We start from the raw sequence: 9,769 nt of genomic DNA, 5'->3' as shown, positions 1-9,769 counted from the left end.
CCGCCCACCGCGGCTATCGCGGCCACGGATGCCGCCGTGACCGTCAGCCGGCGCCGGGTTCGGCGACGCCGCCCCTGCGACCACAGGTCGCCCGGTGGCTCGGACGGGGTCGCGCTCAGAGCCGAATCAGCCTGGTGCACAAGCAGATCGCGCAGTTCGACAGTCATCAAGGACCTCCCGGGAAGGGCTTGGTCTCGGTCGTGGTGCGTCCGGCCGGGACGCCGAAATCGCTGGGTGTGAGCAGCGTGCGCAAGCGGGCCAGGGCGTCACGGGATTGCGACTTCACCGTCCCCACCGAGACCCCGAGCAGGCGGGCAGTCTCGACCTCGGTGAGGTCATCGACATAGCGCAGCACGACATACGCTCGTTGGCGGGTCGTCAGCTGCGCGAGCGCGGCGCCGACATCGACGCGGTCACTCACATCGATCGGCCCGGCCGGCGGAATCGATTGCGCCAGAACCACATCGGGCATCGGCCGTGGCTCCCGACCCCGCCGCCGCCAGCCGTCGATGGACCCGGTGACCAGGGCGCGCTTCACATACGCCTCGGGTGGCCCGCCGCGGATGATCGCCTCCCACCGCGAGGCCACCTTGACCAGGGTGTCCTGGAGCAGGTCGTCGGCAAGATGCGGATCGGCGGTCAGCAGATACGCCGTGCGCAGCAGCACCGGCCACCGGGCCCGCACGAAGGCCTCGAAATCCGCCTGCCCGTCCACACCCACCCTTTCTGAGAAAGCCCACTCACACCTAACACGCTCGACCCAGCCCCCGCGGAGGGGGTGCACCGATGGGCGGGAGGCAACGGCATACGGCAATCTCGCGTGGCGGACGCCACGCACACCTGAGGCGAGCGAGCGGCGGGGGCGAGGCATACTGGGGGCACGTGCTCCGGGGTCGGTGTAATTCCGAACCGGTGGTGACAGTCCACGACCCGTACACAGCCAGTGTGCGGTTGATCCGGTGAAACTCCGGGACCGACGGTGAAAGTCCGGATGGGAGGCAGCACGTACCGACGGCCGTATGCCGTCCGCGCCCCTGCGCGGACCGCTCGCCCGCCCGAGGTGCACGTCCCCCGGAGTTCGTCCGAAGTGACACAACGACTCAAAGGACGAACACCAGATGTCATCACTACTCATGGCCGCAGCGGCCGATGAGAATGTCTTTCAGCGGCTCATCAACGCCGCGATCCCGATCGGGAAATATCAACTCCACTGGCTCGAACTGATCGGCGTCCTCATCGGCGTCGTCTCGGCGTGGTTCGGCATGAAGCGGCGGGTGTGGGCCTGGCCCGTCGGTATCACCGCCAACATCATGCTCTTCTTCGTCTATATCGGCGCGACTCTCGGTGCGGGAGAGCGGATTCCGCTTTTCGGCCAGGCCGGGCGACAGATCTTCTTCATCGTCACGAGCATCTATGGCTGGTGGCGTTGGTCGCAGCTGCAGAAGCGCGCGGGTGGCGGCGATGCGCCGGCGATCACACCGCGGTGGATGACCACGCGCGAGCGCGCCATCGTTATCGCCGGCTGGTTGCTCGGGACCGTCGTCGTTCACCAGGTCTTCGTCGCCCTGTGGAACGCCGCCCCGAACCCCTACTGGCAACCGCAGTGGTGGTACTACTGGTGCGACGCCTGGATCTTCGTCGGGTCCTTCGTCGCCACCTATGCGATGGCGCGGGGCTGGAACGAGTTCTGGCTCGCGTGGATCGGCGTCGACCTGGTCGGTGTGCCGCTCGGCTTCGCGACCGACTACGTCCCGACGGCCGTCATGTACACCTTTTACGGCCTCTTCGTCCTCTACGGCTTCAGCCAGTGGGTCAAGGCGACCAATGAGGCCAAGCGGGTGCCCGCCCCGGACGTGCTGGCGGACGCGGTCGCCCGCTGACGCCGCGCAGGCCTACCCTGGCGCGCGTGAAGACCTTCGACGCGCTGTATGCCGAGCTGGCCGAGCGGGCACGCACCCGCCCGGCCGGCTCGGGGACCGTCCGCGCCCTGGACGCGGGCGTGCATACGATCGGCAAGAAGATCGTCGAGGAGGCCGCCGAGGTGTGGATGGCCGCCGAATACGAGGGCCGCGCGAAGACGGCGGAGGAGATCAGTCAGCTCCTCTATCACCTGCAGGTGCTCATGCTCGCCTGCGAGTTGACGCCGGAGGATGTCTACCGGCATCTGTGAGCGGCAGCGTCGCTGGCTGAGCACCGGGCTCGGGGCGTTGGCGACCTCGCATACCCTGGCCGGGTGCTGCGTCTTGCCGTCCCCAACAAGGGCTCGCTCTCGGATTCCGCGATCGCGATGCTCAAGGAAGCGGGCTACCGGACCCGCCGCGACCCCAAGGAATTGGTGGTCACCGACGCCGACAACAGCGTCGAATTCTTCTATCTGCGCCCGCGCGACATCGCCGTCTATGTCGGATCGGGGACGGTGGACGCCGGCATCACCGGCCGCGACCTGCTCCTGGACGCCGGCTCGGGCGCCGAGGAGGTGATGGCGCTCGGCTTCGGCGCGTCAACCTTCCGGTATGCCGCCCGCCCCGGTGAGATCGCCGACGTCGCCGCGATCTCCAGTCGCCGCGTGGCGACGTCCTATCCGGGGCTGGTCGCCAAGCATCTCGCGCAGGCCGGCGTGCAGGCGGACGTCGTCCGGTTGGACGGCGCCGTCGAGACGGCCATCACGCTGGGTGTCGCCGATGTCATCGCGGATGTGGTGGAGACCGGGACCACGCTGCGGGCGCAGGGCCTCGAGCCCTTCGGCGAGCCGATCCTGCGCAGCGAGGCGGTCTTCATCCGCCGGCCCGGGACCAGCCAGGGTGGTGCGGTGGAGGTTGTGCGGCGGCGCCTCGTCGGCGTCGTGACCGCGCGGCACTATGTGATGTTGGACTACGACTGCCCGGCCGAGTTGGTTCAGGAGGCCTGCCGGGTGACGCCGGGGCTGGAGTCGCCGACCGTCTCGCCGATGCAAAACCCAGCGTGGCTGGCGGTGCGAGCGATGGTGCCCCGCGCGCAGACCAACCGGGTCATGGATGCGCTCTACGATCTCGGAGCCCGGGCCATCCTTGTCACCGAGATCTCGGCATGCCGGCTCTGAGTGAGCCTTTCGTGCCGGGCCGCGGCCGGCGGGTCGCGCTCGCCGCGGCCGGGATCTCCGTGGGCCTCTTCGGCGTCGTCGCCTGGCTGTTGCCCGGGCCCGATGAGGGTGGCGACTGGCGCCTCGGCGACCGGCTGATGATGTGGGGGCTGGGCCTGGCGATTGCTGCCTTGATGGCCCGGTATGCCCGCATCGGTGCCTGGCCGTTCGCGTCCGGGCTGCGCGTGCGCAATCTGCTGCTGACCCGGGAGATCCCGTGGGCCGAGATCGAGGACGTCCGCTTCGGCGGCGGCGAACCCTGGGTGCAACTTGAGTTGATCGACGGCGAAACGCTTGCGGTCATGGCCATCCAGCGGGCCGACGGGGCGCGCGGCCAAGGCGAGGCCGAGCGGCTCGCCGCGCTGGTCGCCGAACGTCAACGCCCGGCTGAATAGGGTGCTTGGCTGCGGGTCCGCGTGGTGTTAGTTTCATGGGCGGCCCGAGCAGGGGATGCCCGGGCCTGGCGCTGATCGGACGCCGCCCCTCGATGAAGAAGGAATCCATGACCACGCTGTCCACTCGCCTGACCGCAGGTGCCGGGCTCGCCGCCCTCGTCGGCCTCGCACTCGCGCCTGGCGCGTCCACCGCGGAGAGCGCCCCGCGCTCCCTGCCGGGCACCCTCGTTCCCGTTTACGCCGGTCCGGCGGCGACCACGCAGAGCGTCGTCGAGGACGCGCCGAGCGCCGCGAAGGCTGCTCCCACGGCGAAGTTCGTCGTCACCTACACCGGCTTCACGGCCGAGGCCAAGGCGGCCTTCCAGCGGGCCGTCAACACCTGGGCGGGCAAGCTCAACACCACCGTCCCGGTCACCGTCAAGGCCAGCTGGGAGCCGCTCGGCCCCGGCGTGCTCGGTGCGGCCGGTCCGTCCGCCGTGTGGGACATCGGTGGCGTCTGGAATGTCGACGCGATCGCCAACAAGAAGGCCGGCAAGCAACTGAACGCCTCGCCGGACATCGTCGCGCGCTTCAGCAGCAACTTCACCAACTGGTGGTTCGGAACCGGCCCGGCGCCGGTCGGGAAGTACGACTTCCAGAGTGTCGTGACCCACGAGCTCGGCCACGGCGTCGGCTTCCTCGGCGTCGGCAACGCGTCCGGGAGCACCGGAACGGTGAAGTATCAGGGCAAGAACACGGCATACGACCGCTACACGCGGCTCGGGTCGACCGCCACCAGCCCGCTGCTGTGGAAGATGCCCGACAACTCCACTCAACTCGGCTCGGCGCTCAAGAGCAACAACGTCTTCTTCGACAGCCCGGGCGTGCGCACGGCCAATGGCGGCAAGTCGGCAAAGCTCTACGCGCCCTCGACGTGGCGCCAGGGCAGCAGCTACAGCCACCTGGACGAGACGACCTTCCCCAAGGGCAACCAGAACTCGCTGATGACCTATGCCATCAGCGACGGCGAGACCATTCGCACCCCTGGCCCGGTCACCCTCGCCCTGCTGAAGACGATCGGCTGGTAAGCGAGGCCGCTTAGGGTTGGCGCCATGGCTTTGGCAGCGCGCGTGATCCCGTGTCTCGACGTGGATGCCGGGCGGGTGGTCAAAGGGGTCAACTTTGTCGACCTCGTCGATGCCGGCGATCCTGTCGAGCTCGCCAAGGCCTATGACGCCCAGGGCGCCGACGAGCTCACCTTTCTCGACGTCACCGCCAGCAGTGGCGGCCGCGAGACGACGTATGACGTGGTTCGACGGACGGCGGAACAGGTGTTCATCCCGCTCACGGTCGGCGGCGGTGTGCGCAGTGTCGACGATGTCGACAATTTGCTGCGCGCCGGCGCCGACAAGGTCGGGGTGAACACCGCGGCGATCGTCCGCCCGGAGTTGATCGCCGAGATCGCCGATCGCTTCGGTGCCCAGGTGCTCGTGCTCTCCGCCGACGTCCGGCGCCGCCGTCTTCGGGACGGCGCGCCGGCCGGCGGGTTCGAGGTCACCACGCACGGCGGTCGCCAGGGCACGGGTCTCGACGCTGTCGCGTGGTGCGCTCGAGCCGCTGAACTCGGTGCCGGAGAGATCCTCCTGAACTCGATGGACGCCGACGGCACGACGGCCGGCTTCGACATCGAGTTGATCGAATTGGTCCGGGCGGCCGTCACCATCCCGGTGATCGCCAGCGGGGGCGCCGGCACCCCCGGCCACTTCGCCGAGGCCCTCGACGCGGGGGCCGATGCGGTCCTCGCGGCCTCGGTCTTCCATTTCGGCACACTGACGATCGCCCAGGTCAAGGACGCCATCCGGGCGCACGGGCACCCGGTGCGCTGACGCTCGGTGCGGCGTCTGGTTAGGGGTTGTCGGAGCCACCGTGCAGGATGGACGTATGACGAGATTCGCCCATGCGGAGCGCGAGGCCCTCTGCGACACCTTTCTGACGGTCGGCCCGGAGGCGCCCACGCTGTGCGGCGGATGGAAGAGCGCCGACCTAGCCGTTCACCTCGTGATCCGTGACGGCCGGCCCGATCTGCTGCTCGGCGAGATGCTCCCGGTTGTCGGCGGGTGGGCCAAGTCGCGCCAGCGCGCGATGCGTCACCAGCCCTGGCCCGAGCTGGTCGAGGCCGTCCGCACCGGTCCGCCGATCTACTCGCCAACCCACATCGGCCCGGTCGATGAGTTGGTCAACCTGGTCGAGTTCTATATCCACCACGAGGACGTCCTGCGCGGTGAGCCGGGGCTGGAGCATCGCGCCATCCCCGAGGCCGAGCAGCGCGCGCTGTGGACGGCATTGAGCCGGATGGCCAAGCTGATGTTCCGCCGCGCCGCCACCGGCGCCGAGTTGGTCAGCCCCTACGGCCGCGTGGTCGCCAAGTCGCCGACTCGTCTCGGCAGCGTCACGATCGAAGGCACTCCCGGCGAACTGGTGCTCGCGGCATACGGCCGGCATCGCGTCGCGGACATCTCCACGCGGGGCCGCGACGAGGCCGTCGAAGCGCTCTGGGCCGGCAAGCTCGGGCTCGCCTGACGTATGCCGGCTGACGATCTCGGCGGGGCCCTGCCACCCACGGGCCTTCTGCGGCGCAGCGCCCGCGTGGTGGCCAAGGGGGTCCGGGCCGAGCCGGGGCTGTTCGCGCTCGCGGTGGGCGGGAGCACGCTCTACGGCGTGATGACCGCGGGGATGGCGCAGGCCGTCGGCTGGGTCACCACGCACGAGATCACGCCCGCCATTGCGGACGGTCATCTGGAGGTGCGACGGGCCGCGGTGATCTTCGCGGTCATCGGGGGCGTGGTCGTGCTGACCACGATCGGGGTATTGCTGCGGCGCATCGCCGGCGGCTTCACGATGTTCAACGTCGCTGCCGACTACCGACGGCAGGTCACCCGGCAATACCTCCGCCTGCCGCTCGCGTGGCATCAACGACATCCGTCCGGGCAGTTGCTCTCCAACGCCAATGCGGATGTCGAGGCAGCGTGGGGCATCTTCATGCCGCTGCCCATGGCCCTCGGCGTCATCGTCATGCTGCTCGCCGGCGCGGTCCAGATGGTGCTGGTCGACCCCGTGCTCGCGGCGGTCGGGTTCACGATCTTCCCGCTGCTCTTCGCGGCGAATGCTGTCTTCCAACGTCGGATGAGTGCCCGCGTCACGCACGCACAACAACTGCGCGCCGAGGTTGCCGAAGTCGCGCACGAGAGCTTCGACGGCGCGCTCATCGTCAAGGTTATGGGCCGCGAGAGCCATGAGACGGCGCGCTTCGCGGAGGTCAGCGACCGGCTGCGCCGGGCGGCCATCGAGGTCGGCCGCACCCGCGGCACCTTCGACCCGATCATCGAGGCGATCCCGACGATCGGCACTCTCGCCCTGCTCGGCGTCGGCGTGCAACGGATCGCTTCCGGCGCGGTGAGCACGGCCGAGTTGATCCAGCTCGCCTATCTGATCGCGGTGCTCGCCTTCCCCGTGCGCGCCTTGGGCTGGGTGCTCGGCGAGATCCCGCGCACCCTGGTCGGGTGGGAGCGCGTCAGCGCCGTCCTCGAAGCCCGCGGCCAGATGACGTATGGCGATATCCACCTCCCCGGCACCGCGCCCCTCGGCTCGGACCACCCGGGCGGCGTGGCCGTGCGCTTCGAGGGCGTGTCCTACGACTACGCCGCCGCCCACACCGCTTCGGCCCCTCCCGAGGCGCTGCAGAGCATCGACCTGGAGATCGCGCCCGGGCAGACCGTCGCCGTCGTGGGCCCGACCGGGTCGGGCAAGTCCACACTGGCGGCGCTCGTCGTCCGGTTGATCGACCCGACCCGCGGGAGGGTGCGCGTCGACGGCTCCGATGTCCGCGCGCTCGCTCGCGGCGCCCTGGCCCGCGAGGCCGCGCTCGTGCCGCAGCAGACCTTCGTCTTCGACGACACCGTCCGCGGCAATATCACCCTCGGTCTGGAGATCGACGACGACGAGGTCTGGGCCGCTCTGCGCGCGGCCCAGGCCGACGGTTTCGTCGCGGCCCTGCCCCGCGGCCTCGACACCGAAGTGGGGGAGCGCGGGGCCACGCTTTCCGGCGGGCAGCGCCAGCGGCTCGCGCTGGCCAGAGCCCTCGTGCGCCGCCCGCAGTTGCTCGTCCTCGATGACGCGACCAGCGCCGTGGACCCGACCGTCGAGCAGGCGATCCTCGCCGAACTCGGCGCCGGCACGGGCGGCATGACCCTGATCGTCATCGCCTACCGGATGTCGACGATCGCTCTCGCCGACGACGTCGTCTATCTCGAGCGCGGCCGGTTGCGCGATCGCGGTCGCCACGACGAACTGATGACGCGATGCCAGGGTTATCACGACCTGGTGACTGCGTATGCCCGCGAGGCCGCCGAGCGGGAAGCGGTGAACCGATGACCACGCTCGCCTCGGCCGAGCACAAGCCCCGGGCCTGGGAGACCGTCAAGCGCGGGCTCGACCTGTCGCCCGAGTTGCGCGCCGGCGCCCTCGTCACGCTTCTCCTCGCCCTGGTCACCACGGCCGGCCGGGTCGTCGTCCCGGTCGTCGTCCAGCGCATCACCGACGACGCGCTGCAGGCGCCCGGCGGGCCGGACACCGGCCTGGTCTATCGCTATCTCGCGATCGCGGCGGCGGTGGTCGTGCTGACCGCGGCCACGGCATACGTGGTGAATGTGCGGCTCTTTACCGCCGCGGAGGGCGGGCTTGCCACCTTGCGGGTCACCGCCTTCCGGCACATCCACGACCTGTCGGTGCTCACCCAGAACGCCGAACGCCGCGGCTCGATGGTCTCCCGCGTGACCTCCGACGTCGACACGATCAGCCAATTCGTCCAGTTCGGCGGGATCATGCTGATCGTCAGTCTCGGGCAGATCACCCTCGCGACGGCGTTGATGATCTGGTACAGCCCGATTCTGGCCGCGGTCACGTGGGGGTGTTTCATCCCGCTCGTCATCGCCGTCCGGCGGATGCAGCGTTCGCTCGGCGTGGCGTATGCCGCGGTCCGTGAACGCGTCGGCGACCTCCTCGCCGCGGTGTCGGAGTCCGTGGTGGGGGCGTCCACGATTCGCAGCTTCGGCGTCGAAGACCGGACCGCCGCCCGCCTGGACGAGGCCATCGAGGGGCATCGCCGAGCCGCGACCACGGCGCATATCCGCAGCTCAGCGGCCTTCGCGGCGGGGCAGTTCGTCGGCGGGATCACGCTGGCCGTGGTGCTCGTGGTCGGGACACTCTTGGGCGCGAACGGCCGGATGACGCTGGGGGAGTTGCTCGCCTACCTCTTCCTCGTCGGCTTGTTCACCATGCCGGTCCAGCAGGCCACCGAGATCTTCAACGAGTTGCAGAACGCCGTCGCCGGCTGGCGGCGGGTGCTTGAGGTCGTCGACACCCCGGCCGATGTCGCGGACCCGGGGGTCACCGGCGTCGACCTGCCGCGCGGGCCCATCCGGGTCGATTTCGACGCGGTCGGCTTCGCCTATCCCGGCGGGGAGCCGGTGTTGCATGAAGTCACTGAGCACATCGGCCCCCGCAGCCGCATCGCGGTCGTCGGCGAGACAGGCTCGGGGAAGTCGACCTTCGCCAAACTGCTGACCCGGCTGATGGATCCCTCGACCGGGATGGTCCGGCTCGATGATGTCGACATCCGCGAGGTGCGCTTTGCCTCACTGCGCGAGCGCGTCGCGATGGTTCCCCAGGAGGGCTTCCTTTTCGATGACACGGTGCTGGCCAATATCCGCTTCGGCGCAGCCATCGACCGCGCCCGCGTCGAACTGGCGATGACCGAACTCGGCCTGGACCACTGGGTCGCGGGTCTGCCGGCCGGACTCGACACCCCGGTGGGCCAGCGCGGCGAAGCGATGTCGGCGGGGGAGCGGCAACTCGTCGCGCTCGCCCGGGCCTATCTCGCCGACCCCGACCTGCTGGTCCTGGACGAGGCGACCTCGGCCGTCGACCCGGCGACCGAGGTCCGCATCCAGCGGGCCTTGGACTCTCTCTCCCGTGGCCGGACCTCGATCACCATCGCCCACCGCATCTCGACCGCCCAGGCGGCGGATGAGGTGATCGTCATGGACCGGGGCCGGGTCGTCCAGCGCGGCCCACACGACCGCCTGGTGACCGAACCCGGCCCGTATGCCGCGCTCCACGCCTCCTGGGTCGCCAACCAGCAGGGCGGCTGAGGCAGCGGGGCGGGGCGGCTTCACGCCATGTGCCAGAGTGACCCGCAGGCCTCCCGACGCAAACCGCT

At 69.9% G+C, this 9,769-nt stretch carries 10 protein-coding genes and 1 riboswitch; of the genes, 9 read left to right on the top strand and 1 reads right to left on the bottom strand.

Annotation, left to right across the window (positions count from 1 at the left end; translation table 11 throughout):
- Positions 1 to 166 precede the first annotated feature (166 nt).
- Positions 167 to 715, bottom strand: coding sequence for a SigE family RNA polymerase sigma factor (locus tag PKH97_RS07190; RefSeq protein WP_324386723.1), 549 nt, complete (start codon positions 713 to 715; stop codon positions 167 to 169).
- A 163-nt stretch (positions 716 to 878) separates the two neighbouring features.
- Positions 879 to 1,009: riboswitch (FMN riboswitch) on the top strand.
- Between the two features lie 109 nt (positions 1,010 to 1,118).
- On the opposite strand from PKH97_RS07190, the gene pnuC reads away from it, so the two are divergent.
- The 9 genes from pnuC to PKH97_RS07145 all read left to right on the top strand — a co-directional run bounded on the left by pnuC (position 1,119) and on the right by PKH97_RS07145 (position 9,701).
- On the top strand, positions 1,119 to 1,880 hold the full coding sequence (pnuC, locus tag PKH97_RS07185; protein ID WP_324386722.1) for a nicotinamide riboside transporter PnuC: 762 nt from the start codon (positions 1,119 to 1,121) through the stop codon (positions 1,878 to 1,880).
- A 26-nt stretch (positions 1,881 to 1,906) separates the two neighbouring features.
- The gene (locus tag PKH97_RS07180; RefSeq protein WP_324386721.1) at positions 1,907 to 2,170 is read left to right on the top strand and encodes a phosphoribosyl-ATP diphosphatase; all 264 of its coding nucleotides are present in this window, start codon (positions 1,907 to 1,909) and stop codon (positions 2,168 to 2,170) included.
- A 63-nt stretch (positions 2,171 to 2,233) separates the two neighbouring features.
- Complete coding sequence (hisG, locus tag PKH97_RS07175; protein WP_324386720.1) at positions 2,234 to 3,079, top strand: ATP phosphoribosyltransferase; 846 nt, start codon at positions 2,234 to 2,236, stop codon at positions 3,077 to 3,079.
- Positions 3,067 to 3,513: a PH domain-containing protein gene (locus PKH97_RS07170; RefSeq protein WP_324386719.1), complete on the top strand. Its 447-nt coding sequence runs from the start codon at positions 3,067 to 3,069 to the stop codon at positions 3,511 to 3,513. Before hisG ends, PKH97_RS07170 begins: the two co-directional genes overlap by 13 nt.
- A gap of 107 nt (positions 3,514 to 3,620) precedes the next feature.
- Positions 3,621 to 4,580: a hypothetical protein gene (locus tag PKH97_RS07165; RefSeq protein WP_324386718.1), complete on the top strand. Its 960-nt coding sequence runs from the start codon at positions 3,621 to 3,623 to the stop codon at positions 4,578 to 4,580.
- Between the two features lie 24 nt (positions 4,581 to 4,604).
- The gene (gene hisF, locus PKH97_RS07160) at positions 4,605 to 5,378 is read left to right on the top strand and encodes an imidazole glycerol phosphate synthase subunit HisF (protein ID WP_324386717.1); all 774 of its coding nucleotides are present in this window, start codon (positions 4,605 to 4,607) and stop codon (positions 5,376 to 5,378) included.
- 55 nt (positions 5,379 to 5,433) lie between these two features.
- Complete coding sequence (locus tag PKH97_RS07155; RefSeq protein ID WP_324386716.1) at positions 5,434 to 6,072, top strand: TIGR03085 family metal-binding protein; 639 nt, start codon at positions 5,434 to 5,436, stop codon at positions 6,070 to 6,072.
- Between the two features lie 3 nt (positions 6,073 to 6,075).
- A complete protein-coding gene (locus PKH97_RS07150) occupies positions 6,076 to 7,923 on the top strand; it encodes an ABC transporter ATP-binding protein (protein WP_324386715.1) in 1,848 nt (615 codons plus the stop codon).
- Positions 7,920 to 9,701: an ABC transporter ATP-binding protein gene (locus tag PKH97_RS07145; RefSeq protein ID WP_324386714.1), complete on the top strand. Its 1,782-nt coding sequence runs from the start codon at positions 7,920 to 7,922 to the stop codon at positions 9,699 to 9,701. Before PKH97_RS07150 ends, PKH97_RS07145 begins: the two co-directional genes overlap by 4 nt.
- The last annotated feature ends 68 nt before the right edge of the window (positions 9,702 to 9,769 follow it).

This window comes from Nostocoides sp., assembly GCF_035343835.1.
Lineage (GTDB): Bacteria > Actinomycetota > Actinomycetes > Actinomycetales > Dermatophilaceae > Nostocoides_A > Nostocoides_A vanveenii.
The sequence above is the reverse complement of the archived record's forward strand: the minus strand, read 5'-3'. Positions and strand labels throughout refer to the sequence as shown.